The organism is Tunturibacter empetritectus (genome assembly GCF_040358985.1).
Classification (GTDB): Bacteria; Acidobacteriota; Terriglobia; order Terriglobales; family Acidobacteriaceae; genus Edaphobacter; species Edaphobacter empetritectus.
This window is the reverse complement of the sequence record NZ_CP132932.1, coordinates 4,493,294-4,519,730: the sequence shown is the minus strand read 5'-3', so window position 1 is coordinate 4,519,730 and position 26,437 is coordinate 4,493,294. Positions and strand designations below refer to the sequence as shown.

General features: G+C 59.5%; 23 protein-coding genes. 12 read left to right on the top strand and 11 right to left on the bottom strand.

Annotated elements, in window-relative coordinates; genetic code table 11:
- Positions 1 to 31: 31 nt before the first annotated feature.
- The 5 genes from RBB75_RS18975 (at position 32) to RBB75_RS18955 (ending at position 3,989) form a co-directional block, all read left to right on the top strand.
- Positions 32 to 658, top strand: a complete 627-nt coding sequence (locus RBB75_RS18975) for a DedA family protein (protein WP_179638181.1) — start codon at positions 32 to 34, stop codon at positions 656 to 658.
- Between the two features lie 111 nt (positions 659 to 769).
- Positions 770 to 1,096, top strand: a complete 327-nt coding sequence (locus RBB75_RS18970; protein ID WP_179638180.1) for a type II toxin-antitoxin system HigB family toxin — start codon at positions 770 to 772, stop codon at positions 1,094 to 1,096.
- On the top strand, positions 1,093 to 1,494 hold the full coding sequence (locus RBB75_RS18965) for a helix-turn-helix domain-containing protein (protein ID WP_179638179.1): 402 nt from the start codon (positions 1,093 to 1,095) through the stop codon (positions 1,492 to 1,494). Before RBB75_RS18970 ends, RBB75_RS18965 begins: the two co-directional genes overlap by 4 nt.
- A 117-nt stretch (positions 1,495 to 1,611) precedes the next feature.
- Positions 1,612 to 2,457 carry an ATP-binding response regulator gene (locus tag RBB75_RS18960; protein WP_179638178.1) on the top strand — a complete coding sequence of 282 codons (846 nt, stop codon included), beginning with the start codon at positions 1,612 to 1,614 and terminating at the stop codon, positions 2,455 to 2,457.
- Positions 2,458 to 2,633: 176 nt separating this feature from the next.
- Positions 2,634 to 3,989 carry an inositol-3-phosphate synthase gene (locus RBB75_RS18955; protein WP_179638177.1) on the top strand — a complete coding sequence of 452 codons (1,356 nt, stop codon included), beginning with the start codon at positions 2,634 to 2,636 and terminating at the stop codon, positions 3,987 to 3,989.
- 76 nt (positions 3,990 to 4,065) lie between these two features.
- On the opposite strand, the gene RBB75_RS18950 is transcribed toward RBB75_RS18955, so the two are convergent.
- From RBB75_RS18950 to RBB75_RS18940, 3 genes are all read right to left on the bottom strand, one after another.
- Complete coding sequence (locus tag RBB75_RS18950; protein ID WP_179638176.1) at positions 4,066 to 4,473, bottom strand: septal ring lytic transglycosylase RlpA family protein; 408 nt, start codon at positions 4,471 to 4,473, stop codon at positions 4,066 to 4,068.
- Between the two features lie 130 nt (positions 4,474 to 4,603).
- Positions 4,604 to 5,215 carry a ribosome biogenesis GTP-binding protein YihA/YsxC gene (gene yihA / locus RBB75_RS18945; RefSeq protein ID WP_179638175.1) on the bottom strand — a complete coding sequence of 204 codons (612 nt, stop codon included), beginning with the start codon at positions 5,213 to 5,215 and terminating at the stop codon, positions 4,604 to 4,606.
- A gap of 98 nt (positions 5,216 to 5,313) precedes the next feature.
- Positions 5,314 to 6,150, bottom strand: a complete 837-nt coding sequence (locus RBB75_RS18940; RefSeq protein ID WP_353068972.1) for a hypothetical protein — start codon at positions 6,148 to 6,150, stop codon at positions 5,314 to 5,316.
- Positions 6,151 to 6,811: 661 nt separating this feature from the next.
- Here RBB75_RS18940 and RBB75_RS18935 point away from each other — a divergent pair.
- Both RBB75_RS18935 and RBB75_RS18930 read left to right on the top strand, forming a co-directional pair.
- Positions 6,812 to 8,920, top strand: coding sequence for a hypothetical protein (locus tag RBB75_RS18935; RefSeq protein ID WP_353068971.1), 2,109 nt, complete (start codon positions 6,812 to 6,814; stop codon positions 8,918 to 8,920).
- A gap of 147 nt (positions 8,921 to 9,067) precedes the next feature.
- On the top strand, positions 9,068 to 11,587 hold the full coding sequence (locus tag RBB75_RS18930; protein ID WP_353068970.1) for an Ig-like domain repeat protein: 2,520 nt from the start codon (positions 9,068 to 9,070) through the stop codon (positions 11,585 to 11,587).
- Between the two features lie 135 nt (positions 11,588 to 11,722).
- On the opposite strand, the gene RBB75_RS18925 is transcribed toward RBB75_RS18930, so the two are convergent.
- The 8 genes from RBB75_RS18925 to RBB75_RS18890 form a co-directional block, all read right to left on the bottom strand.
- On the bottom strand, positions 11,723 to 12,451 hold the full coding sequence (locus RBB75_RS18925; RefSeq protein ID WP_179638173.1) for a ZIP family metal transporter: 729 nt from the start codon (positions 12,449 to 12,451) through the stop codon (positions 11,723 to 11,725).
- 102 nt (positions 12,452 to 12,553) lie between these two features.
- Positions 12,554 to 13,012 (bottom strand): DUF4149 domain-containing protein, encoded by a 459-nt coding sequence (locus tag RBB75_RS18920; RefSeq protein WP_353068969.1) that lies wholly within the window; start codon positions 13,010 to 13,012, stop codon positions 12,554 to 12,556.
- Positions 13,013 to 13,080: 68 nt separating this feature from the next.
- Positions 13,081 to 13,929, bottom strand: a complete 849-nt coding sequence (locus RBB75_RS18915) for a zinc metalloprotease HtpX (protein WP_179638171.1) — start codon at positions 13,927 to 13,929, stop codon at positions 13,081 to 13,083.
- 10 nt (positions 13,930 to 13,939) lie between these two features.
- Complete coding sequence (locus tag RBB75_RS18910; RefSeq protein WP_353068968.1) at positions 13,940 to 15,253, bottom strand: carboxypeptidase regulatory-like domain-containing protein; 1,314 nt, start codon at positions 15,251 to 15,253, stop codon at positions 13,940 to 13,942.
- Positions 15,254 to 15,329: 76 nt separating this feature from the next.
- The gene (locus RBB75_RS18905; RefSeq protein WP_353068967.1) at positions 15,330 to 15,623 is read right to left on the bottom strand and encodes a hypothetical protein; all 294 of its coding nucleotides are present in this window, start codon (positions 15,621 to 15,623) and stop codon (positions 15,330 to 15,332) included.
- 1 nt (position 15,624) lies between these two features.
- On the bottom strand, positions 15,625 to 16,197 hold the full coding sequence (locus tag RBB75_RS18900; RefSeq protein WP_353068966.1) for a cytochrome c-type biogenesis protein: 573 nt from the start codon (positions 16,195 to 16,197) through the stop codon (positions 15,625 to 15,627).
- Positions 16,190 to 18,259, bottom strand: coding sequence for a heme lyase CcmF/NrfE family subunit (locus tag RBB75_RS18895; RefSeq protein ID WP_353068965.1), 2,070 nt, complete (start codon positions 18,257 to 18,259; stop codon positions 16,190 to 16,192). The genes RBB75_RS18900 and RBB75_RS18895 overlap by 8 nt, the downstream gene beginning before the upstream one ends.
- A gap of 145 nt (positions 18,260 to 18,404) precedes the next feature.
- A complete protein-coding gene (locus RBB75_RS18890; protein WP_353068964.1) occupies positions 18,405 to 18,800 on the bottom strand; it encodes a response regulator in 396 nt (131 codons plus the stop codon).
- A 345-nt stretch (positions 18,801 to 19,145) separates the two neighbouring features.
- Between RBB75_RS18890 and RBB75_RS18885 the strand changes: the two genes are divergently transcribed.
- The 5 genes from RBB75_RS18885 to RBB75_RS18865 all read left to right on the top strand — a co-directional run bounded on the left by RBB75_RS18885 (position 19,146) and on the right by RBB75_RS18865 (position 26,339).
- The gene (locus RBB75_RS18885; protein ID WP_353068963.1) at positions 19,146 to 20,987 is read left to right on the top strand and encodes a sodium:solute symporter family protein; all 1,842 of its coding nucleotides are present in this window, start codon (positions 19,146 to 19,148) and stop codon (positions 20,985 to 20,987) included.
- Positions 20,988 to 21,387: 400 nt separating this feature from the next.
- Entirely contained in the window at positions 21,388 to 21,642 is a 255-nt protein-coding gene (locus tag RBB75_RS18880; RefSeq protein ID WP_179638166.1) for a hypothetical protein, read from the top strand.
- Positions 21,643 to 21,768: 126 nt separating this feature from the next.
- Positions 21,769 to 22,995, top strand: coding sequence for an MFS transporter (locus RBB75_RS18875; protein WP_179638165.1), 1,227 nt, complete (start codon positions 21,769 to 21,771; stop codon positions 22,993 to 22,995).
- A gap of 66 nt (positions 22,996 to 23,061) precedes the next feature.
- Positions 23,062 to 25,560 (top strand): serine/threonine-protein kinase, encoded by a 2,499-nt coding sequence (locus tag RBB75_RS18870; protein ID WP_179638164.1) that lies wholly within the window; start codon positions 23,062 to 23,064, stop codon positions 25,558 to 25,560.
- Between the two features lie 257 nt (positions 25,561 to 25,817).
- Positions 25,818 to 26,339 (top strand): isoprenylcysteine carboxylmethyltransferase family protein, encoded by a 522-nt coding sequence (locus tag RBB75_RS18865; RefSeq protein WP_179638163.1) that lies wholly within the window; start codon positions 25,818 to 25,820, stop codon positions 26,337 to 26,339.
- The last annotated feature ends 98 nt before the right edge of the window (positions 26,340 to 26,437 follow it).

The window sequence follows — 26,437 nt, the reverse complement described above, 5'->3', positions numbered from 1 at the left end:
ACCAAACCCTCACCCCGTATACTGCACCTGCATGTCAGAAAAAATCATTGCACTCCTCATCGGCGCCATAGCCGCGGGCGGTTACGCCAGCGTTATCCTCCTGATGGCGATTCAGTCCGCCTGCATCCCCATCCCGTCTGAAGTCATTATGCCGCTTGCCGGCTACGCTCTCGCCCACACGCAGCTCCAGCTCATCATCCTGGCCACGGTGGCATCGCTGGCCTCGAACCTCGGCTCCATTCCCGCCTACTGGGTCGGCGCAAAGGGCGGTCGTCCCATGGTGGAGCGCTACGGCAGCATGATGCTTCTAAGCCGTCGCGATCTCGACCTGGTCGATCACTTCTTCTCCAAATACGGCTCCATCACCGTCCTCATCGGCCGCATGCTCCCCATTGTCCGCACTTTCATTGCCTTCCCCGCGGGCGTCGCAAAGATGAACCAGCTTCGCTTCCATCTCTACACCTTCATCGGCTCGTGGCCCTGGTGCTACGCCCTCGCCTGGGTAGGCATGAAACTAGGCGCAAGCTGGAACACCAACCCCCAGTTCAAAGCCATCTTCCACCGCTTCCACCTCGGCGTAGAAATAGTCCTGGTGATCGGCGCAGTCTGGTTCATTACCTCCCACTGGAAGAACCGCATCCGCACCGAAGCTGCCTAGCCGCAACCGCCTCTACCGCATGGCACGGCGTCGGTTGACTACTTTGCATTATGCAAAGTAAGATTGGAGAGATTGGAGAGTAAGTTAGGCTCTCATGACAGGCTTTCGTCTATGAATGTAGTAACCCGAAAGCATCTGCTCGAAGCCGAAACCCGGTATCCAGAGGCCGCAAATGAGATAAGAGCCTGGTACAAGATCGCGACCGCTGCACGGCGGAGAAACTTTGTGGAGGTCAGGCAGGTCTTCCCAGACGCAGATGCCGTCGAGGGATACGTTATCTTCAATATTCGTCAGAACCGCTTTCGACTCATTACCATCATTCACTATTCGCGGCAGAGGGCCTCACGCATCACCGAAGGCCACATCTACATCCGGTCTTTTCTTACGCACAAGCAGTACGACAACACAGCCAACTGGGACAAGGGGGTCAAACGATGAGTACAACGCTAGCCAATCCCGCCAGGATGATTCGCCTGGGAGCGCCCCACCTCATACGCTCCGACAAGGAACTTGCCGCCTATTCGAAAGCATTGTTCGAGCTCACCGCGAAGTCTGCCCCGACCGCTTACGAGGACGAAGCGATCGCGCTCCTCACTCTGCTCATCGACCAGTATGAATCTCAACATCACGTCGTGCCTGACGCCGAGCCTGCAGAGGTGCTACGCTTTCTGCTCGACCAAAACGGTCTCACCCAGCGCGACATCGCCAACGAACTCGGGAGCGAAACCACCGTCTCACTCATTCTCTCCGGGCGCCGCCAGCTTACGCGCGACCATATCCAGCGTCTGAGCCGCCGCTTTCACGTTCCCCCGTCCGTCTTCTTCTCCGAAATCTAAGCACCCGCCGTCCGTGATAGACCTCGGTTTGACGGAATGAAGAATATCGCGAAAACCTGCCACGACTCTGCGAACGAGATAATCTAAAGTTAAACGTGACCTTCCTCGGAGCCAACCATGAGCCGTGTCCTGGTCATTGGAAGTGATACCCAAGTCGCCAAAAGTATCGGCGATGCACTCGCTCTCGCCCGTATCCCCAGTGACTATGCCTCTGGTCACGCCGACGCCCTGCAGCGCCTGCGGATGCGATCCTTCAGCGTTGTCATCACCTGCGCCAACAGCTCCGTCGAAGAAGATCTGGCTCTGCTCGACGAGATGCGCCACATCCGTCCGGGCGTAAAGTGCATCGCTCTCGCCCACCACAGCACGCCGGAAGACGTAATCGCGGCCTTGCGAGCCCACGTGTTCGCCTGCTTTACGCCCCCCTTTGATGTGCAGGCGATCGCGAACCTGGCCGCCGATACAACCTCCGACAATCGGTGGCAACAGGACATCCATGTTCTCTCCGCTCGTCCTGGCTGGGTCTCCGTCCGTGTCAGTTGCCGCCTCATCACCGCCGAGCGCCTCCTCACCTTTGCTAAAGAGTTCACCAACCTTCTACCCGACACTGCACAACTCGACCTGATGCAGGCGCTGCGAGAGATCCTGCTCAATGCCATGGAGCATGGCGCCGCCTTCAATCCCGAGCAGGTCGTCGAGGTCACCGCCATTAGCACCGCACGAACACTGGTCTTTCACGTACGCGACCCCGGCGCAGGATTCCGCCAGGAGTCTCTCACCCACGCCGCCATCGCAAATCCTCCACAGGATCCCACCGCCCATATCCGGAAGCGCGAAGAGGATGGAATGCGCCCCGGCGGATACGGCCTCCTCCTCGCAAACGGCACCGTAGACGAGCTGATCTACAGCGAGATCGGCAACGAAGTCCTGCTCATCAAATACCTGGATACGCCTCCGAGGTAGAAACCCTATCCCACGCCTCTGGCTATCGTCAGAGTTGCGCAAACATAGTTGCGAACAAACATCGCCCTGTGGATGTTCGGACAGTGCCTCCCCATTTGCACCCCTCCTCTCCGCTAAGCGATACTAGAGAGTCCGCACTACACGGAATATCGCACGACAGAAGGGTACCGCCAAGAATGTCTACACCCCCGGCCGCTAAGCCAGCATCCGCTGCGCAGGACGCGGCAACCATCAAGCCTGCCACTGGAAAACTAGGCGTCATGATTCCCGGCATGGGAGCCGTCGCCACCACACTTATCGCCGGTGTAGAAGCTATTCGCCGCGGCTTCGCTAAACCCATCGGTTCCACCTCGCAGATGGCCACCATCCGTCTCGGCAAACGCACCGATGCACGCACCCCGCTCATCAAGAACTTCGTCCCCATCGCAGACCTCAACGACATCGTCTTCACCGGCTGGGACATCTTCGGCGGCAACCTCTACGACGCAGCCAAGACCGCGCAGGTACTCGACCGCGACCAGCTCGAACAGATGCGTCCCTTCCTCGAGTCCATCGAGCCGATGCCCGCCGTCTTCGACCAGCACTACGTCAAGCGCCTCACCGGCCAGAAGATCAAGACCGGCAAGAACAAGTGCGACCTCGCCAACCAGATTCGCAACGACATTGCGGAGTTCAAAACCAAAACCGACCGCCAGGTCATGATCTGGTGCGGCTCTACTGAAATCTACCTCGAGCAGACAGCAGTCCACCAGACGCTCGAAGCCTTCGAGAAGGGCCTCGTCGATAACGACCCCGGTATCTCGCCCTCGATGTTGTACGCCTGGGCCGCGCTCAAGGAAGGCATACCCTTCGCCAACGGCGCACCAAACCTCACCGTCGACATCCCCGCACTGCAGGAGCTTTCGAAGAAGATGAACGCTCCCATCTGCGGCAAGGACTTCAAGACCGGCCAGACCTTCATCAAAACCGTTCTCGCTCCCGCATTCAAGGTCCGCAACCTCGGCGTCGCAGGCTGGTACTCCACCAATATTCTTGGCAACCGCGACGGCGAAGTTCTCGACGATCCCGACTCTTTCAAGACCAAAGAGGTCTCGAAGCTCGGCGTTCTCGAGCACATCTTTCAGCCCGAGCTGCACCCAGATCTCTACAAGGATCTCTATCACAAGGTCCGCATCAACTACTACCCGCCCCGCGGCGACAATAAAGAAGGCTGGGACAACATTGACATCTTCGGCTGGCTCGGCTATCCCATGCAGCTCAAGGTAGACTTCCTCTGCCGCGATTCCATCCTTGCTGCTCCACTCGCTCTCGATCTGATCCTCTTCATGGATCTGGCCGCCCGCACACCTTCACTGCGTGGCCTCGGCATTCAGGAGTGGCTCAGCTTCTACTTCAAGGATCCGGACTCCGCCCCCGGCGTCTACCCAGAGCATGACCTCTTCATTCAGCACATCAAGCTGAAGAACACCCTCCGTCACATCATGGGGGAAGACCTCATCACCCATCTCGGCCTCGAATACTACGGCGACTAGCCCACCACACGTTCCAAGAAAAACAAGGGCGGCATGACAAATCTGTCATCGCCGCCCTTTCCATCTCTACGGCACCTTACTCCGCGTGCTGTCGAGTCGTCTTGCCATTGCCTTGCTCGATCACCTCGACCGGTACATCCCGCATCGCCTTTCTCGGAATGCCCAACCGTGCCGCTGCAGCCGGAGTGATATCGAGAATGCGGCCAGCCTGCACAGGTCCTCGATCGTTGACCTGCAACACCACGCTCTTATCATTCTTGGTATTGGTCACTTTGATCTTGGTTCCGTAGGGAAGCGTCTTGTGCGCTGCCGTCAAGGCCGATCCGTTATACATCTGCCCACTCGCCGTAACATGCCCATTGAGTCTGCTGGAATAAACGGCCGCAAGCCCCGTCTCCTTTTGGCCGACCGTCTGCCCCTGCGCCATCACCACCGGGGCCAAGCCCAGCACTGCAACAAAAAACATCATCAACGTGCGTTTCATAAAAACTCCTTCGGAAGAATTGCCTGGGAGATTTTGGCCCGTCTCAGCCACGACGCCAAAATTGTAGCCCCGTATGATTAATGGCAGTCGCGCCGGAAATCGCCTTTCATCCGATGAAGGTTTCTTCCAGCTACTCCGCCACCTCCATCATCTTCGCCCAAAGCACCTTTGTCCCCGCATCCGTCTTCGCGGACACCGGCAAAATCTCCTCTACTTCATGAGCCTTCTTCAACGCCGCAACAGACTTCGCCAGTTGATTATTCGAAAGCCGGTCCGCTTTGGTCCCTACCACCAGGTAGGGCCGCTGCGTCTGTTTGAAATATGTAATCAATTGAGTATCATTCTCCTGCGGCGGAATATTCGTATCCACCAGGCAGATGCAAAGGGTCAGCGTCTCCCGCTCCGCAAGATAAGGCTCGATAAACGACGGCCACTCCGCCGAGATCGACTTCGAGATCTTTGCATACCCATACCCCGGCAGGTCCGCGAAGATCAACGTCGGCCTCACCTTCATCTTGTCTCCCGCGCCCTCATGCAGCGCAAAAAAATTGATCGCCCGTGTCCGCCCCGGCGTCGACGACACCTTCGCCTCGCGCGAACCCAGCAGGGAGTTGATCAACGAGGACTTTCCAACATTCGACCGCCCGAGAAACGCCACCTCAGGCGCGCCGAAGGTCTTCGCTTCAGTAGGGAAGTGTGCCACATCGGTGGCGGACAACAAAAAAACAGGATTCAGTCGCATCTTTCAAGTCTACCGTCATCCAACCGTGTTCTCTGCGCACAAAAAAACACCTGCCCGGAAGATCGAGCAGGTGCTTATCAATCAAACCATTGCGGATCTTATGGTGTATCGCTTGGTCTATCGCTGTTGTCCCGATTCCGATCTCGATTGCGGACTGTGATCGAGACCGGCGCCGTCAGGTGAAAGGTGACAGTCGACTCCGACGGAATCACCACATCCTTATTCCCCGTAAACGCTGCGCCGGCCGTTCCTGCGCCCGCTCCAAGTAAACCGCCCAGCAATGCACCCTTGCCGCCGCCGGCGATTCCGCCAATCAGAGCGCCGCCACCGGCGCCGCCGCCAATAAAGCCAGCCGAACGCTTTCCTTTGCCCGACTGATCCTTCTCATAGGAGCTCGTACTTACCGCCGTCCCAGAGATCTGCGTCACCGCGATGCCAAGCGCGCCTGATCCCTTGAACCGTCCGCGACCCTTAGCCGCAACTACGGTGCCGACGACATGGGCTCCTCGCGGGAAGACAACCCCGCCTCCGGCAGTCTTCACCGGAGCCGCCAACACCCCGGAGAACCCATCGCCAACACTGTTTTTGCTTGCACTCAGCTGCTCGGTCACCGTAACCGTCACCGAAGCCCCTGCCGGGGCGGTCAATCTCACCGGAGGCGGCGGAGGTGGAGGTAGATTCGGAGCCGCTGCAGCTACGGGGCCTGGAGGCGGCGGAGGGGGAATCGCAGGAGTCGAAGTCGTAGGCGATACCGCAGGAGTAGCCGGCGCCGCCGCGCTCGACGAACCCGGGTTAGCAGGTGTCCCATCCGGATTCAGGCTTTGGGTTGGAGCCGGAGTAGCAGCTGGAGCCGGAGCAGGCGTGGAACTTTTGCATCCGCCCAGGAGTAAGGTCGTAGAAAGAGCTAAGCTTGCTGCAAGATACATTGGTTTCATGGTCTTCTCCGTTAGCGAACGATCTAATGGTAGCAGTCTACTCGGTTAGATTAGCTCTCTTTCCCGAACGTTGTCACCGGCCACCCCGCCAGTCAAAATCACCCTCAGTCACCCCTCAACCGGGTCGGCAAAACATTAAGCTCCGGGGGCGAACCGCCGGCAGTTTGCCCAAGCGAATCAGTCGAATAATGGTCAAAGTCCCACCCGCATCCCTAAGAAGAAACCAGGCCGTCGGTAACGCCTGCATCGGAGGACTGCAATTAGTTGCATATTGCGGGCAGCTACGCCGTCGAGCCTGTTAACTCTTCCATATGAATGACCCAAAAGTGTCACGAGTTATTTAGCAACAGAATGGCCAACCTCGGTTATGCTCCATCATGAGATGTTGAAAGACTTTCCGTTGTCCTGTAACTGTCCTCCCCCCTCAGGGGCTCTCCGACCCGAAGAGGCTCCGTTATCAAAGGAAGTTCCAGATGCTCCATAGTTTTTTGCATTAACCTTGCAGCCTGCATTGACCTGACAGTTTGTATTTATCCGACAGACCGACATTTTTCCCCCAGCCTGTCTCACTCTTGATATCGTGCTCTTGATTTGACATTCGTCTCTGGTCAGCATCACCTTGAACAGCAAACCGCACTACCACCTTTCGGAGGGAACACCCATGATTGGCAACTCTTTCGCCCGGCTGACGGGCTCAAAGCGAAATCTGCTCGCGCTTATGGCATCGAGCGCGGTCTTCACCGCCGGCTGTTCGAATATGGCGACGACGGCTACGAACACAAACCCACTCAGCCAGGCTGCCACCCTCAGCGGAAAGATCCACGGCGGCAACCAACCTGTCGTCGGCGCAACCGTGAGCTTGTACTACGCCGGACTGAAGGGCAGCCCAGGAACGCTGCCCAGCGTCGCCGCGACCACAACCACCGACGCCAGCGGAAATTTTGCCTTCATCAAGGACCCCGTCAACGGCAACACCGATACCGGAAACACCTTCTCCTGCCCCGCCGGCAACAATGACCCGCTGGTCTACGTCATCTCGAAGGGCGGAAATACCCAGAACAACGGGGATACTTCGCAGAACAATACTGCCGCTGCTTTCATCTCTGTCTACGGCACCTGCATTGAACTCACCGCAGCTAACCACGTCGATATGACAGAAGTGACCACCGTCGCAACAATGGCAGCCGTGCAACAGTTCTTCAATCCGACCGGCGGTGCGATCCCATATGCCATCGTTTCCGACGGTACTGGCCAGCAGTCCACCATCATCAAACAGATTCCAGCGACCATCGCACTTCTGGCTGACTCCTCCGCAGGTACCGCCGTCTCTTCGACCACACTGAACGCAGCCAGCGGAAACATCGCTCCTGGCGTCTCCGTCACGGCAACGCCCGAGGCCGGCAAACTTAATCTGCTCGGAAACATCCTCTCTGCCTGCATCAACACCGCCACCAGCGCCTCGGCACCCTGCACCTCACTCTTCGCAGCCGCGGTACCGCCAACCTCGGCGTACACCAACAACTTCAACACTAATTTCACCGCAGCAACCGATACTCTCCAGGCGATCTACTACATTCTCACCAATCCCAGTAACGGCAGCACAGCCAACGTAGCTACGCTCTTCGGCCTCGCCGGCGGAGTCGCCGGTCCCTATCAACCCGCGGCTGCCACCCAGCCTACGGATTGGACCATCGCGGTCAGCTACTCCAGCATGAGCACCTGCGGTACCAGCACAGGCGGCAGCGGCGGCTTCATCAGCTCGCCCATCGACATCAATATCGACGCGGCGGACAACGTATGGATCGCCAACTCGCAGGCCGGTACCGGCAACCTCTCTGAGATCTCGGGCGCTGGAGTACCCACCACCTGCGTCCTTCTCGGCAGCGGCGGATCGCAAGGCGGAGCGACTATCGACTCCAACAACAACGTCTGGATCGGTTCCGGCGCAAGCCTTTATCGCTACAACCCGTCCAACTCCACCGCTCTCGCCTTCCCAGCCACCGTCTCGCCCGTCGGCGGGGTTACAGCAGATGGCGTCGGGAACGTTTATTTCACCTCCGTCGCGGGCGCTGTTGGCTCTCTCTACAGGATCCCCAACGCAGCGGCAGCAACTACCGCGGTCACTCCGATTCAGATCTCCAGCAACGTTGGCACAAACCCGGTTCGCCTCATGCCGGACTACCAGGGAAATGCTATCCAGGGCAACATCTTCGTGACCACCGGTACGACGTCAGTCGCCGAGGTATCGCCCAGCGTCGCAGGTGGAAACCTGAATGGCTTCCTCACCAGCTCAATCCCAACCTCCGGCAACTCCTACGGCATCTCGCTCAGCCATGACAACAGACTCTTCGTCTCGTCGTTCAACAACGGCAACATCGATGGACTCATTCTCTCTGCTGGCACCTACACCAACCTCAACGGCTTCCCCTACAATACTCCGGCAATGATCGGAGCCGCCGCCCCAACCTCCATCGCAGTCGATGGCCGTCTCAACGTGTGGATTCCTAACAATACAAATGGCACTGGTACCGGTAGCGTCAGCGAACTCGGAAGTCAGAACATCGCGGGCGGACTCTCTCCCGCCACCGGCTACCAGAAGGATTCGACCGTCTTTACCTCCGGTCGCGCCACCGCAGTCGACCAGGCCGGTAACGTCTGGGTTGCAGGCGACGGTGCCAACTTCATCACCGAGATCGTCGGTGCTGGTGTACCAATCTATGCGCCCTACGCGGTTGGCCTGAAGAACGGCCGCTTCCAGACCGTCCCCTAACCCACTACGCTACAAACCATCAGAAGACCCCGGATGCTCTCGTCCGGGGTCTTCTGCATGGAGAGCCCTCATCTTCCGGTAAAGTAGGACAAGGTGCAACAAACCAGCCACAAGATCTTCTTCGCAGAGTACGTTTGACCAGCCTTCATGGGTAAGCAGAGCCTCCCTCACCCTCTCCGCACAAGAATCGTTCCCTTCAGGATCGCGCTCCCCCTCCTGCTCTGGCTCCTCTCCCTCTCGAGCCTTCCCGCACAAACCACATCTGTCTCTGCGCTGACGATCCCTCTCGTCCTTCCCTCCGCCATCGCCTTCGATTCAGCCGGCAATCTCTACTTCGCCGAAACAGGGAACCACGTCATCCGCAAGGTCGACACCAACGGCAATCTCACGACCATCGCAGGCACCGGCACTCAGGGCTTTTCCGGCGACACAGGTCCTGCCACCTCTGCCACCCTCGACTCCCCCCAGGGCCTCGCCCTCGACTCGGCAAACAACCTCTACATCGCGGACACCCACAACCACCGCATCCGCAGACTCAACCTAACCACTGGCTTCATCACCACCATCGCAGGTACCACCTCGGGCTTTTCAGGAGACGGCGCCCCCGCCCTCTCCGCCCAACTCAACCTCCCCACCGCTCTCGCCATCGACGCCTCCGGCAACCTCTATCTCGCCGACACCGCGAACCACCGCATCCGCCGCATCGATGCCAGCACTGGTCTCATCACCACCATCGCCGGCACAGGCACGCAAGGCTACTCCGGCGACGGGGCCGCCGTCCTCTCCGCTGCCATCGACTCACCCACGGGCATTGCCATCGACCCCTCCGGCAATCTCTACCTTGCCGACACCCACAACCACCGCATCCGCAAGATCACCTCCAGCACCGGCCTGATCACCACCATCGCCGGCACTGGCCTGCCCGGCTTCTCCGGCGACTCCGCTTCCGCGTCTGCCGCAACCCTCGCACTCCCTCACGGCCTCACCGCCGACGCCTCCGGCAACCTCTACCTCGCCGACACGGCGAACCACCGCATCCGCCGCATTGACGCCAGCACCGGCCTCATCACCACCGTCGTCGGTGACGGCACCCAGACCTTCTCCGGCGACAACGGCCCCCCCACAGCCGCCTCGCTCGATAGCCCAACCGCAACCTCCCTCTCTCCCGCCAGCAGCCTCACCCTCTCCGACACCGGCAATCAGCGCATCCGTCAGGTCGAGACCCAGCCCGCAGGCAGCAACATCACCACCATCGCGGGACTCGGTTCCACTACACCCGGAGCACTCACCCTCACCGCACCCTCAGCCATCGCCTACGGCACCGGGCAGCTCACAGCCAACCTCGCCACCAGCACCGCGGATAATACAGCCACAGGCAGCATCACCTTTCTAGCGACCACCTCCGTCATAACGAAGACACTGGGCACCGCGCCGCTCGTCTCTAACACCGCAACCTTCTCAACCACCACCTTGCCTGCTGGCGCCTATAGTCTCACCGCAATCTACTCCGGCGATCAGACTCATCCCTCCACCCAGAGTCCCCCGCTGGCTCTCACCATCAACCCTCAGCAACTCACTGCGACCACCGATCCTATTTTTGTTCTGTACGGTCAGTCGATCCCACGCCTCAGCGGTACTCTCACCGGCGTTCTCCCTCAGGATGCTGCAAACCTCACCGTCGCCTTCACCACCGCCGCTACTACAGGTTCGTCCGCCGGAACCTATCCCGTCACGCCTGCTCTCACCGGACCGACAGCAGGGAACTACACCATTGCTGCACCCTACCCCTCCCTTACCATCACCCCGGCCGGCACCGTCATCACGCTCAGCAACCTCGTAGCTACCGGCACCACTGGAGCCACCGGATCAACCGGATCAGCCTTTACCCTCACGGTGCACGTCGCCAGCACCACTACCGGCACGCCAACCGGCTCCGTCACCTTGCTCGATGGCAGCAGCCCTCTCTTCACCAACCCACTCTCCTCTGGAGACGCAGTGTTCCTCACCAGCCTCCTCGCTCAGGGCTCTCACACCTTTACTGCTGTTTATGACGGCAGCACCAACTTCACCCCCAGCCTCTCTGCGCCGCAGCTGATCACCGTCGGAACTGGCCCTCCCGCCACACCCGACTTCGCTCTCTCCGCCACTGGCAGCACAACGCAGACCATCCTCTCCGGCTCCACTGCCAGCTTTACCTTCGCCGTTCAGACGCAGAACAGTCTCTCCAGTCCCATCACCCTCGCCGCCACCGGCCTGCCGAATCTCGCCACCGCCTCCTTCAACCCCGCCACCCTGCCTCCCGGTGCCACGCCCAACTCCTTCACCATGACCATCGCGACACCTACGACCGTCGCAACAAACAGCCCCTCAGCCCACGGCCTCTACCGATCCTTCCTTGCAGGAGTCTTACTCGTTTGTCCCCTTGCACGCGCGGCTCTACGCAGACGCAAGCACCACCTCACCGCAACCAAACTTATCATCCTGGCCATCGCCGGCGTCACCCTCACCCTTGCCAGCGGCTGCGGAGCCCGCATCAACTCCGACCCTCAGCTAACCTCACCCGCAAAGAGCTACACCATCACGGTAACCGGCACTGCCACCTCCCCCACCGGAAGCCCCCTACAGCACTCCGCCACCGTAACCCTCACTCTCGATCCAGCCAGCTAACTCCAGCCGATTCCGACCAACGGGAGGACCAGCAAACTCACCATACCCCGGAAAAGGTGTACAAGTCACGAAGTGACCGCCTCCCGCGCAGGGAGCCCGTTCGGCAGGACAAGCGTATTCCCAAAAAACAAAAACCTACCCAGGCCCCAGCAGCCGCAGAATAAAAAACACCACCACCCCAGCGAAGAACACCAGAGCCATCCTCAACCCAGGTTCCCGGTTCACCTCCGGCACCAGATCCGTCGCCGCGACATAGATCGTCACCCCGGCCGACAACGGCAGCCCCACCCGCACCCAGCTAGGCTCGAGATTAATCACAAGCACCCCAAGCACCGTCATGGCCCCCAGGAACAAAGCCGAGTTCAACGCCGCCGCCGCGCCCCGGCCACCCGCCAGCATCACGCTCGCCATCGTAAAGCCTTCAGGAATCTTGTGCAGAAATACCGCAAAGAACAAAATCCATCCCAGCCAATGCGACAGCACAAACCCCGACCCTATAGCCACCCCGTCAAAAAAAGTGTGCGTCGCCAATCCCAGCAGAACCGAGTAGCTGGTCTTCGCTGAAAGAAACTCGTGGTGGTGCGTCTCCTCCCCAAAGTGAAAGTGAGGCACCAGCGAATGCTCCAGCAGATGCACCCCGCAGTACCCAGCCAGAATCAGCAGCGGAGCAAACCGCGCATTCACCCGCAGACCCTCCGGAATCATCTCCAGCATCGCCGCTGCCAGCATAAAACCCGCGCCTAGCGCGACGAAGTAGCGCAGAGCCCGGGCCGAAGGCGACTGCCGCACCAGCAAAAATCCACCCAGAAAATCAGCCAGACCCGCTACCAGCCCCAGCGTCAGGCTCAACCACAACGCCGACACCGCTAGCTCCTCCAGACGATCTTCAACTCATCGCCATCCGTCCCGGAAAATAAAGTCGCCGCATCTCCTCGCAGCAAACCAATCGCGCAGATCTTCATGATCTTAAGATTCTACCGTCTCCTGATGCGACTCACGAGACAGTACAAACACCACACCCAATCCGCAAAAGAAAACGAACCCCTCCAACTGCTCCGACAAAATATGCAGCCGCTCAAAGTCCGCTCGCCCCGCGTTCCCCACCGGAGCCGTCTCCACCACTCCACCTGCCAGCGCCCGATCCACCTCCATCGCCGGCAGTACTTTGAACTGCGAATAGTACGTTGTCGCCATCATCATCCCGGCAAGAATCATCTCAATCGCAAACTCCATCCTCGCCGCCACTTTGGCCCGCAGCCACAACAACGCTGTCGCAACATAGAACACTGCACCCCCCACCAGCCCGATCCAGTGCAGCACCCGCAGCGTTCCACCCACTACCCTCCCTGCATCATGCGCACTCGCCAGACTATGAAAAGCCACAGGCGCCACCACAAAGGCGAAGAATCCCAGCCTCCCACCCACGCCACTATCGCAAACAACCGCAGAGCCCGAAGCAAAGTCTGCATCCTAGAGTTGGTCCCCTCGAATCACTAGATGTGATCCCTTCCAATCAGCCGTTGAATTCGTTCCTTCATCGGAGGATGCGTCGAAAAAAGACCCGCAATGCCGCCGCTTCCTAGTAGCGGAGCCACGATAAACAGATGCGCGTTTGAAGGCGAAGCCTCCATCGGAATTCTCTTCGAATATTCATCCAGCTTCTGCAGCGCACGAGCCAGCGCATACGGATTCCCCGTCGTCGCCGCCCCTGTCGCATCGGCCTCAAACTCCCGCGTTCGCGAGATCCACAGTTGAATCAGCGAAGCTGCAATCGGCGCAACAATAATCATCAAGAGAGCCTGCAGCCCGCCACCGCCGCGTCTGTCTCTACCACCGCCCCCGCCAAACAACGAAGCATAGTAGCCCATCCGCGCCACCATCGTAATTGCCCCGGCCAGCGTCGCAGCAATCGAGCTGGTCAGAATATCCCGATTTCGCACGTGCCCCAACTCATGCGCCAGCACACCCTCCAGCTCCTCATCATCCAGTAGCTGCAGAATCCCATGCGTCACCGCCACCGAAGCATGCTGCGGATTTCTCCCCGTAGCAAATGCATTCGGAGACTCCGTCGGCAGAACGTAGATCTTCGGCATCGGCAGCCCCTGCTTCGCCGTTAGCCTCTCCACCGCCGCGTAAGCCCGAGGCAACTGCTCCCTCGTCACCGCCTGTGCGTTGTACATCCGCAGCGCTATCTTGTCCGAGAAGAAGTAAGTCCCGAAGTTGAACGCAACCGACAGGACAAACGCCAGCACCATGCCGTTTCGGCCGCCAAAACGATCCCCGATCAAAATCAGGAACACCGTTAGCAGCACCAGAAGTAACGTCGACTTGAACGTATTCATCGCCAGTCCCTCAGACTACGGGTCCCGCCACATCAGACGTCTCTTTACTCCGTTCGCCACGCGCTAATGCCCTGCGCAGCATCACCTCGAGCGCAGCCTTCTGCTCAACATACTCGCTTTCGGTTAACTTCCCTTGCAATCGATCCGTTTCAAGCGAGAACAACTCTTCCTTCATCGCCGCAAGCAGGGAACCAGGCCCCGCCGGCGAACCACTCCCCCCCGCAACCCCAGCGGCTGATCCCACCGCAGGAGCAGGCCCATTCTTCAACATCACACCCGCACCTACCGCCAGCACTAGCCCAAGCCCACCCAGAATCCACCACTTGTACTTCGCCCATGGATCGTTCGTTCCCTCAGGATCGAGGGGCGTCCCAAGTCCTCCACCCGGCCGCGTATCACTTGCTGCCGCACTCGTGGTCCCGCCCGCACCAGGCTGCGCCGAAGCATCCCCCGCCGCTCCACCTTCACCAGCCGTTGCCGCAGCACCGGTATCCCGCGGCATCTGCCCCGTCCCTGAGATCGTAAAATCCAGCGCCTGCGATGGAGCCACACTCCGCGCCACATAAGTCTGCGCCGTAGTCTCCTCCGTCACGGGAGCATAAGGTGCAGAAGGCCCCGCCTTGAACGTCATGCTCTTCGGCATCATCACCGCAATCGTGTCGGTAGGCATCATCACCCGCGGCGAAAACTTCAAACTCCCGCTATACGGCAGCTTGTAGGTAATCTGAAACCGCGTCTCTCCTGGCCGAATCGGAAAGATGAACGCGTAGTGATTCGCGTCGCCCAGCGGCACCGGCGACGCCTGCACCGGCATCCCACCCGGCGACAGCGCAGCCGACCCCTCCACCACCGCGCCCTCCGGCAGGTAAAACTCAAAAGGCCGGTCACTGAACTGGGTCAACGGAGGACTCGACTCGTTCTTCACAAAAAAGTTTTCAACCACCCGCAGCGACTTCCCACTCTCATCCGTCTGCAGCCGCATCACATCAGCCTCGCTGCTCACACCCTTCACCTTCGCCGCAGCGTTATAGACATCCACCTCAACCGACTGCGTCCCCGGAGGCGCCGGCCGAAAATAATTCGCCTTATCATGCGTCACCCGCACCAGATGAATCGCCTGGCTCTCGTTCGCCGGAACATCCAGCGAAAAGCGGCCCTTCGCATCTGTCTTGGTCCGTGTCGCCTCCTGCATTCCCTGCTGCAGACGAATTAACACCACATCATCACCAGCCGCAGGCTTGTTCGTCGTCTTATTTGTAACCGTGCCGGTGATCGAATCAGCAAACGCCAAACTGGAAGATGCCGCCACCACAGTAGCAGCCAAAACAACACGCCAAAGAAAAGAAGAAGGTAAGTATCTCACCCTTCAAGTTTACGTCAAACCCACTGTCACCAACGCCTCAGGCCCTGCTCCGCCGCCCAAAATCCCCATGAGCCTCCAGCGCCTCCATCTCCGCAATCACCCGCGCCGCCTCATCTTCAAGCCCTGCCCGCTGCTCCGCGTAGTCCTGCTCTGGATACTTCCCAGCCAGATACTCGAAGTTCAGATCCCGCAGATTCTCATAGATCACATCCTTCCGCTCCCGCAGATAATCCACCCGCGTCTTATCCGCCTGAACAAAAGGATTCCTTTCCGGCCAAAAGATAAATCCAAACAGCGCCAACGTCAGTACCACACCCGCAATCATACCCATCTCAGTACTCCGTCTCCCGCCGAATCCGCTCGCGCACAGCATCGCCACCCAACACAGGCCCCGCCGCGCTTACAGACCGACGCTGCGCCGACCGCTGCGACCACATCCTCACCAGCAATCCCGTTCCAATCGTAGCGAGCAAGAACACCGCCATCGGCGCGATCCACGCCACGTTATCGAACCCCCCACGTATCGGTGCCGCCAGCACCGTCGCCCCATACTTCGTCTCGAACCAGCTCATCACCGCGCTGTCAGAGCCTCCACCCGCAATCTGGTCGCGCAACTCCCCAATCATCCTATCTGAATCCGGGCACCCCACGTGGTTGCACTCCAGCAGAATCTGCCCGCATCCGCAGGCACACATCATCTCGTGTCCCACCTTATCGAATCGCGATGCAGGCGTAGCCCCCAGCATCACCACTGCGAGCAAACAAACCAAACCAGCACCGACAAAGCGACGAAACTGAAAGCGACCAGCGGGAGCCGCACCCGAAGGGGTACACAAGGCACGAAGTACCCGCACTCCGCGCAGGAGGCCCGTCCGGCAGGACAGCTCTGCAGCAAACTCAAACATGATGAACCTCAGCCTCAATCACCGGCGTCTCCGCAGCCGCACGCGCAGAGGTCCGGGCAAGGTTCGGCACCAGCGCCAGGAACGTCCCCGCCACCACAATCAAAACCCCAATCCAGATCCAGTTCATCAGCGGATTCAAAAACACCTTGATGATCGGCCGATCCGTATCAGGATTTTGCCCCTCATAGATCACATATAGATCGCTCGCCAGCGTCGAGTGCAGCGCCACCATCGTCGAAGAAGTCTGGCTCGCAATGTAAAACCGCTTCTCCGGAGCAAGCTGCGTAATCTTCTTACTCCCACGGAAGACATCCATCAGCGCATACTCTGTGTCGTAGTTCTTGTTGCTGTCCTGCGTATAGCTCTTGCACACCAGCCGATACGGTCCCAGCTTCAACGTATCGCCAAAGCCCATCTCCTGCTCATGCGACTGGTTGAACGCGCCACCAGCAATCCCGATAAACATCACCACTATTCCGAAGTGAACAACATACCCGCCATATCGCCGCGTGTTCCGCCGCACCAGAAGCACAGTAGAAGCCACCAGATTCTTTCCCGTCTGCGTAGCCACCACATTGGCCCCACGCAGAAACTCAGCAGCAATCGCCGTGATTACACCAGCCGCCAGCGTAAACGTCACCAGTGAAAACAGCGTAGCCTGCCAGTCATCGCCAGCCTGCCACGGCCTGACGCCCACACCCAGCAACACCACCAGCGCAACACCCATAGCAATCGAAGGCAGAATAAAATTCCTGCGAATCGATCGCAGCGAAGTAGAACGCCAGGCCAGCAGCGGACCAATCCCAGTCAAGAATAGAAGAAACAATCCGATCGGCAGATTCACGCGGTTATAAAATGGAGCACCCATCGTAACCTTTGTGCCCTGCACATACTCGCTGAGCACCGGAAACAGCGTGCCCCACAGCACCGTAAAACAAGCCGCCAGTAGGATCAGATTGTTAAACAGAAAACTGGACTCACGGCTCACCAGCGACTCCAGCCTGTTCTCCGACTTCAAATGATCCCGCTGCTTGAAGAACGTAAACAAACACACCGCAAACACAATCAGGATGAACCCATAAAACCAGTCGCCGATCGAGCTCTGCGCAAACGCATGCACCGAGCTCACAATCCCCGACCGCGTCAGCAGCGTCCCCAGAATCGTCAGCATGAACGTCGAGAAGATCAGCCACACGTTCCAGCTCTTCATCATCCCACGCTTCTCCTGCATCATTACCGAGTGCAGAAACGCTGTCCCGGTCAGCCACGGCATCAGGCTCGCGTTCTCCACCGGATCCCAACCCCAATACCCGCCCCACCCCAGCACGCTATAAGCCCAGTGTGCTCCCAGGAAGATCCCGCACGTCAAAAACAGCCACGTCACCATCGTCCAGCGCCGCGTAATGTGAATCCACTTCTCCCCCGGATACCGCATCATCAGCGCACCCAGCGCAAACGCAAACGGGACAGAAAATCCGACGTAGCCTAGATAAAGCATTGGAGGATGAATCACCATCTCCGGATACTGCAACAGCGGATTCAACCCAAACCCATCCGTCGCCACCGGTCCCGGCTGAATCGCAAACGGCGGCGCCGCAAAGTTCAGCAGCAGCAAAAAGAAGACCTGAATCCCAGCCAGAATCGTCGAAGCAAACGCCGACAGCCGCACATCTACCTTGTGCCGTATCCGCAGTACAAACCCGTACGCCGAAAGCAACCAGGCCCACAGCAGCAGCGAACCCTCCTGCCCCGACCAAAGCGCAGAGAACTTATACGCCGTATTCAAATCACGATTCGTATGGTGCAGAATGTACGAGACCGAATAGTCGTTGGTAAACGAACCCCACACCAGCGCAAACGCTGCGCAGCTCAGTGCGACGAAACTGGATATCCCCGCTCGCCGAGCAGTCTCCCCCAGCCGCCCTGCGCCGCCGTCGACGCCCGCCGCCATCCCGCGCGTACGCCACAACGCGATCCCACCCATCACCAGCGTGTAAGCGCTCAGTGCCAGAGCCAGCAATAGCGTAAAACTACCAAACTCCGGCATAGGATGCAGTCGCATGAATTCCTCTGCCCTTATTCTCTCAAGCGCAGAGCGTATCAGCAATCAACCAATGGATGGACGCATCGGTTACCGGACAAGTCCACAGGAAGCATGCCAGTCACGACGGGCCGCAGCCAGGCATACGGCCAACAGCCTAGACTCGCTACTGTGGCAATACGTCCGTGTCGCGCCGTCCATCCCGCACCAAGCCGTGCACAGTCGCCAGCAGATGATCCGGTAGCAGTGGCTTCATCCGAAACGTCACGTTCAACTCCCGGTACTCTTCTTCGGCCTCCTGTAGCCCGCTAATGACCAGCACAGGCAGCGCCGGATTGGTCTTACGCAAAGCGCGAACAAAATCCGCACCCGTCATCCCCGGCATCAAGTGGTCCGTAATCACCAAGCCAATCTCTGCAGGAAACTCGCCCCGCTGAATCTGCTCCAGCGCCCGCGACGGATTCAGAGCCGCAATTACAAAGTACCCCGCCCGCTTCAAAATCGTCTGCCGGGTCGCAGCCTGTACAGCATTGTCATCGATAAGGAGAAGGGTGGCCGGCATTCGAGAGGTCGTTTGCTCCAAAGGAGAGTTCACCAGTAAATCCAATTCAGAACCTCTTTTCAGAAAATTTACGTCTCGTGCAGCCACAGGTGATCCGACCAATTCAATCTATGTGATGCACGCTCTCGATCAAACGTTGGTAACCAGATTCCCTACTTTAGGAAAAAAAGGGAGATCCCTGCAACATTTTGTCCATGTCTCAGGTCTAAATCTCCCTGGAAATCCTACTCCAACACCCTACAAAATTTGGAAGACCATACCAAAACAATTTACAGTTGGCCCAGTACCATCCAAACTTCCCGTAGCGAAACTGCGCCGAGCAGCAGTAGAACAACAAGGGTTACCGTGAATCTCTCCATCATCGACTGGCTCATCATGCTGGTCTATTTCGTCTTCGTTCTGGGCATAGGCTTCGCCCTCAAGCGCTACATGCGCACCTCGAACGATTTCTTTCTCGCCGGCCGCTCCATTCCGGCCTGGGTCTGCGGACTCGCCTTCATCAGCGCGAATCTCGGCGCCCAGGAGGTCATCGGCATGGGCGCTTCAGGCGCCAAGTACGGCATCATCACCAGCCACTTCTACTGGATCGGCGCCATCCCTGCGATGGTCTTCGTCGGCATCTTCATGATGCCCTTCTACTACGGGTCTAAAGCGAGATCGGTGCCCGAGTACCTCCGCATGCGCTTCGACGAGAAGACCCGCGCCGTCAACGCCTTCTCCTTCGCCATCATGACCGTGCTCTCCTCCGGCATCTCCATGTACGCCATGGCGCTTTTGATTCAAACCCTCGGCCTCTTCCACGGCATCATCCCCGACGCCTATGTCTTTCACGTCTCAGTCTTCCTATCGGCAATTATTGTGCTGGGCTATATCTTTCTCGGCGGTCTTACCAGCGCCATCTACAACGAGGTCCTTCAGTTTTTCCTCATCGTCGCCGGCTTCGCCCCCCTGGTCTGGATCGGCCTTCGCAACGTAGGCGGCTGGCAGGGAATCAAGCAAACCCTCCCCGCCACCATGACCCACTCCTGGCGCGGCATGGCCCACGCCTCCACCAACACCCTCGGCGTCGAGTGGGTCGGTCTCGCCATGGGCCTTGGCTTCGTTCTCTCCTTCGGCTACTGGTGCACCGACTTCCTGGTCATCCAGCGGGCCATGGCCGCCGACTCCGAAGTCTCCGCCCGCCGCGTCCCCCTCATCGCCGCCATCCCCAAGATGTTCTTCCCCTTCCTGGTCATCCTCCCCGGCCTCATCGCCGTCACGGTCACCAGCCACATGGCCGGAGCAGGCCAGACCACACCCGTCGTCACCCAGTCCCTCACCGTCACCCATCACGGCGTCGAAGGCACCGAGCCCGCCCTCTACACCCCACCCCTCGACGACCAGCACCCTCACGGCATCATCCCCGAAAAGACCAACCCCGTCACCGGCCAGGCCGTCCTCGACAACCACGGCAACCCCGTCTATAACTACGACCTCGCCATCCCCGTCATGCTCCTCCACTTCTTCCCAACCGGAATCCTTGGTCTAGGCCTCACCGCCCTACTAGCCAGCTTCATGTCCGGCATGGCAGGCAACGTCACCGCCTTCAACACTGTCTGGACCTACGACATCTACCAGGCCTACATCAACAAAAAGGAAACCGACGCCCACTACCTCTGGATGGGTCGTATGGCCACCATCGGAGGCGTCGCCCTCTCCGTCGGCGCCGCCTACCTCGTCACTAACTTCAACAACATCATGGACGCGCTCCAGCTTGTCTTCTCAATCGTCAACGCACCCCTCTTCGCCACCTTCCTGCTAGGGATGTTCTGGAAGCGGACGACAGGCCACGGTGCCTTTACAGGATTGATCGCCGGCACCGGCGCAGCTCTCGTGCACCACGGCCTCACCCTGCCAGCCGATGTGTCCCCCGGCATCCACGGTGGCTGGATCGCCATCCTCCACCACTACCCCAGCGATATGGCGCAGAACTTCTGGACCGCCATCTTCGCGTTCACCATCAACCTGCTCGTCACTATCGCTGTCTCCCTCGTCACCAAGCCCCGACCCGAGCCTGAACTGGTAGGCCTCGTCTACTCCCTCACTCCCAAGCCCATCGATACCCACCTCAGCTGGTATCAGAAGCCCGCTCCCCTCGGCCTCGTCGTCCTCGCCATGCTCATCGTCCTCAACCTCGTCTTCGCGTAGTCATGCCAAAACAACAAGCAGCCCTTACCATCAACCATTCAGAAGATGGAAGACGGTGACGGCACTGTCTTTCGTGTTTTCAGAGTTGCTGATCTATCTCGGTACCGTCTGCTGATCCACCGGCCTCTGAAAACGAAAGAAACGGCGATCGCAACGGTCACATCGGAACGGAAACAGAAAGATCAGGCTAAGTAGTTTATCGAGTGGATGACGATGGGATCGTCTCACTTCACCTTGACTTACACATTCGGGACACTTCGGCATCATGTTTTTGCTCCGGGGAGGCGCAAAGAATAGTCCCACGCCGCAGGGTGTAACGGAGCACCACCTTTGTGGGATTTACGGATAGCCATGCTCCTCTTCGGTGCATAATTAACCTCAACTACGAAAAGGACACATCTTGGGACTAGACATCCGCATCCCCCTCGGCCTGATCTTCCTGCTCATCGGCGGCCTCATGAGCGTCTACGGCCTCATCACCCGCCACAGCGCCGCCGTCTACGAAAAATCCATGGGCATTAACCTCAACCTCACCTGGGGTCTCCTCATGTTCCTCTTCGGAGCCATCATGTACTTCGTAGGCCGCCGCCAAAAATGGCAAGACGACCCCGTCGACCCCCGCCCCTGGGAAAAACCCACTGGCCCCCGCCACTAATCCAAGCACATCGAATTTGACATGACCGAGGATGACTTCGTCGCCGAGACAACTCTCAACTCACTATCCGGCTTCATAGGAAAAATCTATACAGCTATGCCTGCCCGGACACGCTACCCTTAATCCATGGGTCAGACCTCCACCGTAGCCACCCCACTCTCCGCCGCATCCTCCTCCCGGACTCTGCTGCGCGTCCTCACTGCCGCTAGCTTCTGCCATCTCCTCAACGACATGGTGCAGTCCCTGCTGCCCTCCATCTATCCCATCCTTAAAAGCTCCTTCCACCTCAACTTCACCCAGATCGGCATCCTCACTCTCACCTTCCAGATCACCGCCTCTCTCCTTCAGCCCGTCATCGGCCATCTGGGAGACCGCACTCCCCGTCCCTTCGCTCTGCCCATCGGCATGACCTTCACCCTTGCCGGCCTGCTCCTCCTCGCCGTGGCACCCACCTTCGGATGGCTCATCTTTGCGGCCTCCTTTGTCGGCATCGGCTCCGCCATCTTCCACCCCGAATCCTCCCGCATCGCGCGCATGGCCTCCGGTGGTCATCACGGCTTCGCGCAGTCTTTCTTCCAGGTTGGCGGAAACGCCGGCTCAGCCATCGGCCCACTCCTCGCAGCCTTCATCGTCCTGCCGCGCGGACAGATCGGCATGGCCTGGTTCGCCATCCCTGCTCTCCTCGCCATCTGCATCCTCATCTGGGTTGGCCGCTGGTACCGCACCACCCACGCCAACACCGCCGCCAACAAGCGCCCCGAAGTCACTCCCCACACCCACCTCTCCCGCGGCAAAGTCATCGGAGCCATCGCGGTACTCATCGCACTCATCTTTTCGAAGTACTTCTATCTCGCCAGCCTCACCAGCTACTACACCTTCTACCTCATCAGCCGCTTCCAGGTCTCCGTCCGCACCTCGCAGGAGCTGCTCTTCCTCTTCCTCGCCGCAGTCGCCGCCGGAACCCTTATCGGCGGACCCGTAGGCGACCGCTATGGCCGCAAGTACGTCATCTGGGTCAGCATCCTCGGCGTCCTGCCCTTCACCCTCATCCTGCCCCACGCCAATCTGCTCTGGACTGCCATCCTCACCGTCATCATCGGCTTCGTCCTCGCCTCCGCCTTCTCAGCAATCCTCGTCTACGCGCAGGAGCTTGTCCCCGGCCGCGTAGGCATGATCTCCGGCCTCTTCTTCGGCTTCGCCTTTGGCATGGGAGGCATCGGCGCCGCCGTTCTCGGCAAAGTAGCCGACGCCACCAGCATCATCCACGTCTATCAGCTCTGCGCCTACCTGCCCGCCATCGGCCTCCTCACCTGGCTCCTTCCCAATCTGGAACCGGCCAGAAAGCGCCCATAGAAGGTATACCCCACAAATAACCCTCCCTCAACCATCCACACCCTTGCGCCTTGCGATAATCAATCCATGAAGCGCCGCGAGATCAAGCAGTACGAGTTCGTCCGCAAGATCGGCACCGGCGGCAGCGGCGTCGTATACCTCGCCAATGACACCCTCCTCCAGCGCCCCGTCGTGCTCAAACTCCTCAAGCGCGGCAACCTCACCATCGAGCAGATGCGCGCCACCCAGCTTCGCGAAGCCCGCCTCGCCTCCGCCATCGACCACCCTAACGTCTGCGCCATCTACGACGTCGGCGAAGCCCTGGAAGAGAACGGCAGCGGGGAAGAAGCCTACATCGTCATGCAGTACATCCCCGGCAAGTCCCTCGACAAGCTCATCGCCGAAGGCCCCGCCAGCCTCCAGCTCGTCCTCTCCGCCGGCATCCAGACCTCCGACGGCCTCTCCGCCGCCCACTCGCTCGGCATCTTCCACCGCGACCTCAAACCAGCCAACGTCATGCTCACCGACGGTGGCCTCATCAAGATCCTCGACTTCGGCCTCGCTCGCCGCCTCCGCCCCGATCAGACCGAGTTTGACCCCGGCGGACCCGTGAACAAACGCACCCCGCTCGCCGGAGCCACCTACACCGCCCGCGGAGGCACCATCGCTTACATGGCGCCCGAGCAGTTCGTCACCGGCCAGTCCAGCGTCCAGTCCGACATCTTCGCCCTCGGCCTCATCCTCTACGAGCTCGCCACCGGCCGCCACCCCTTCCACCGTCCCGACGCCGCCGAGTTCCAGTCCATCCGCGCCATCCAGTTCGCCGACCCGCCCCCCATCCGCGACATCGCCCCCGACCTCCCCGTCGAACTCGAATCCGTCATCCTGCGCTGCCTCGAAAAGCAGCCCTCCGCCCGCTTTGGCTCCGCGGCCGAGGTCCGCGATGCGCTCAAGACCATCATGCGCGCCATGCAGCTCGACTCCGTCCTCCTCCCCGGCGACAACATCTCCCTCCGCCCTAATCAGGCCCGCCTCCCCCTCGACACCCCTGATGAAGAAAAGCGCACCACCGGTATCCTCTCCATGCTCGCCGAGCGCTTCCGGGAGTCCGGCACCTCCTCCACCAGCAATCAAAACAGCATCGTCGTCCTGCCCTTCGTCAACTTCGGGCCCGCCGACGTCGCACCCCTCTACGGCTACGCCCTAGCCGACGCCATCGCCACCCGCCTCACCCGTATGTCCACCCTCGTCGTCCGCCCCTCCAGCTCTTTTATGAACATCCCCACCCAGCAGCTCGACCCTTTAAGCATCGGCAAAAAGCTGCTGGTTAACTATGTCCTGGCCGGTAACTTTCTTCGCTCCGACAAAGGCTTCGATCTCAACTGGCAGCTCCTCGACGTCCCCAACCAGAGCGTCCGCGCCGGCGGCTCCATCAACGTAGCCTCCTTCGATCTCGTCTCCGTGCAATCCGAGATCTGTAACGAAGTCTTCAGCACTCTCCAGGGCTTTGGCGACCTCGCCCCTCAGGAAAACAACCGTGCCGGCGCACCACCCGCGCGCTCCCTCAATCAGGCGCTCTCCGAGGAGTATCTCCAGGCCCGCGCCGTCCTCTCCTCCTTCATGACCCGCACCGGCTCCCGCGACGACCTCAACCGCGCCTGCGAGCTCTTCACCTCTGTCGTCAGCCAGGATGAAAAATACTCCCCCGCCTGGTCCGGCCTCGGTGTTACCCATCTCCAGTACGTTCGCCACGGCCTCGGTGGCCAGATGCACGTCCTCGAAGCCCGTCGCGCCTTCGACAAAGCCCTTCAGCTAGACCCAGGCTCCGTCGAAGCCAATCTCTACCGCGTCTACATGCTCCTCTCCCGCGGAGAAAAAGAGTCCGCCCGCCACGGCATCGAAAACCTCCTCCAGACCGCAGGCAACGACTGGAACGTCCGCCTCGTCGCCGGCCAGACCCTCCGCATCGACGGCATGTACGACGAGGCCCTCGAGCAGTTCAACGCCTCGCTCCGCATGAACCCCTCGAACGCCGCCATGATCTACAACCACCGCGCCCGCGTCTACCAGTACCAAAACCAGATGGAGCTGGCCTCCGACGAGATCGAAAAGGGCCTCACCCTCGAACCCCGCCAGCCGTTGCTCAGAATCTCTCTCGGCTACCAGCAGATGCGCACCGGCGACCTCCCCAAGGCCATCGAAACCCTGGAAAACGTCATCCGCGACGACACCTCCCTCCGCATCGTCTTCCCGACGATCGCCCTCTGCTACGTCCAGCTCGGCGAACGCGAAAAAGCCGCCACCTTCATCGTCGACGAGACCCTCTCCGCCGCCGAAGCCGACAGCGAGATGGCCTACCGCCTCGCCACTTACTTCGCCCTCGAAGGAGACGAGTCCGAAGCTCTCCACTGGCTTCGCCGCGCCATCTACTTAGGCAACGAGAACTACCCTTGGTTCAGCATCAACCCAGCCTGGCGCAAGCTAAAGGGCCACGCCGACTTCGAGCGAATCCTAGAAGACCTGAAAAAAAGCTACCGCCGCAATCAGAAAAACTGGAAGCGCCTACTGGCCCAGGTCCGCAACTAGCCGCAGGCAACGAGCAAGCATCAAGCCGCAAAAAAGGCGCCGAAGGCGCGTCAGCCCGCCCTTGCCGTTGCTGTTTCCTGCCTCTCACTATCAAAATAGCAATATCCTTCACCTCAATCGACCCGAGCGGAGCGAAAGGATCCCTAGCTTTTGCCTGTTCATCTCTCTGTTCATCCGCTCGTCGGTAGGACTCTACTACTTTGACGGGGCTCTAAAATGCAACGGGCGCGCAGCCACCATCGAGCATCCTTAATGACATGAGACCCGCAGCCTTGGCCTTCATCGCCTTCGTCTTCCTCTTTCGTCTCGCAACTCTGGCGATATCAATCCGCCACCAGCGAGCCCTCCGAAAGAATGGCGCCACCGAGTACGGTGTGCTCAACTCTAAGATCCTCACCATCGCCTACACCAGCTACCTCATCGCTGCAGCTATCGAAGGAGCGATCCGCAACGCACCCTTTGACCTCGTCTCTGCCGTCGGATTCGTACTCTACGGCATCAGCGTCATCGCCCTCCTCGTAGTCATCCACCTTCTCGGCCGCCTCTGGACCGTCAAACTTCTGATCGCCCGGGATCACGCCCTCGTGCTTCATCCCTTCTTTCGTCTCACCAGGCACCCCAACTACTTTTTGAACGCAACTCCGGAGCTGGTAGGTGTTGCCCTTGTACTTCACGCCTATCACACGCTCGCAGTCGGTCTGCCTATTGTCCTCATCCTCTTCGCCAATCGCATCCGCCAAGAGGAGAGCGCCATGAAAGCAACCTTCGCGGCCTACTAAACCGCGGCCCACTAAACCGTTTCTGTCGTCTCCCCTCATGATTCGTCATCTCGACCGAAGTCGCGCAGTCTCATCGCTCGACGCAGCGTAGAGATCCC

Coding starts and splice junctions, on each gene's coding strand:
- RBB75_RS18870 (WP_179638164.1), top strand. CDS start 23,062: ATGAAGCGCCGCGAGATCAAGCAGTACGAGTTCGTCCGCAAGATCGGC.
- RBB75_RS18960 (WP_179638178.1), top strand. CDS start 1,612: ATGAGCCGTGTCCTGGTCATTGGAAGTGATACCCAAGTCGCCAAAAGT.
- RBB75_RS18970 (WP_179638180.1), top strand. CDS start 770: ATGAATGTAGTAACCCGAAAGCATCTGCTCGAAGCCGAAACCCGGTAT.
- RBB75_RS18865 (WP_179638163.1), top strand. CDS start 25,818: ATGAGACCCGCAGCCTTGGCCTTCATCGCCTTCGTCTTCCTCTTTCGT.
- RBB75_RS18965 (WP_179638179.1), top strand. CDS start 1,093: ATGAGTACAACGCTAGCCAATCCCGCCAGGATGATTCGCCTGGGAGCG.
- RBB75_RS18950 (WP_179638176.1), bottom strand. CDS start 4,473: ATGAAACGCACGTTGATGATGTTTTTTGTTGCAGTGCTGGGCTTGGCC.
- RBB75_RS18905 (WP_353068967.1), bottom strand. CDS start 15,623: ATGGGTATGATTGCGGGTGTGGTACTGACGTTGGCGCTGTTTGGATTT.
- RBB75_RS18955 (WP_179638177.1), top strand. CDS start 2,634: ATGTCTACACCCCCGGCCGCTAAGCCAGCATCCGCTGCGCAGGACGCG.
- RBB75_RS18895 (WP_353068965.1), bottom strand. CDS start 18,259: ATGCGACTGCATCCTATGCCGGAGTTTGGTAGTTTTACGCTATTGCTG.
- RBB75_RS18975 (WP_179638181.1), top strand. CDS start 32: ATGTCAGAAAAAATCATTGCACTCCTCATCGGCGCCATAGCCGCGGGC.
- RBB75_RS18890 (WP_353068964.1), bottom strand. CDS start 18,800: ATGCCGGCCACCCTTCTCCTTATCGATGACAATGCTGTACAGGCTGCG.
- RBB75_RS18935 (WP_353068971.1), top strand. CDS start 6,812: ATGATTGGCAACTCTTTCGCCCGGCTGACGGGCTCAAAGCGAAATCTG.
- RBB75_RS18900 (WP_353068966.1), bottom strand. CDS start 16,197: ATGTTTGAGTTTGCTGCAGAGCTGTCCTGCCGGACGGGCCTCCTGCGC.
- yihA (WP_179638175.1), bottom strand. CDS start 5,215: ATGCGACTGAATCCTGTTTTTTTGTTGTCCGCCACCGATGTGGCACAC.
- RBB75_RS18930 (WP_353068970.1), top strand. CDS start 9,068: ATGGGTAAGCAGAGCCTCCCTCACCCTCTCCGCACAAGAATCGTTCCC.
- RBB75_RS18940 (WP_353068972.1), bottom strand. CDS start 6,150: ATGAAACCAATGTATCTTGCAGCAAGCTTAGCTCTTTCTACGACCTTA.
- RBB75_RS18915 (WP_179638171.1), bottom strand. CDS start 13,929: ATGAATACGTTCAAGTCGACGTTACTTCTGGTGCTGCTAACGGTGTTC.
- RBB75_RS18875 (WP_179638165.1), top strand. CDS start 21,769: ATGGGTCAGACCTCCACCGTAGCCACCCCACTCTCCGCCGCATCCTCC.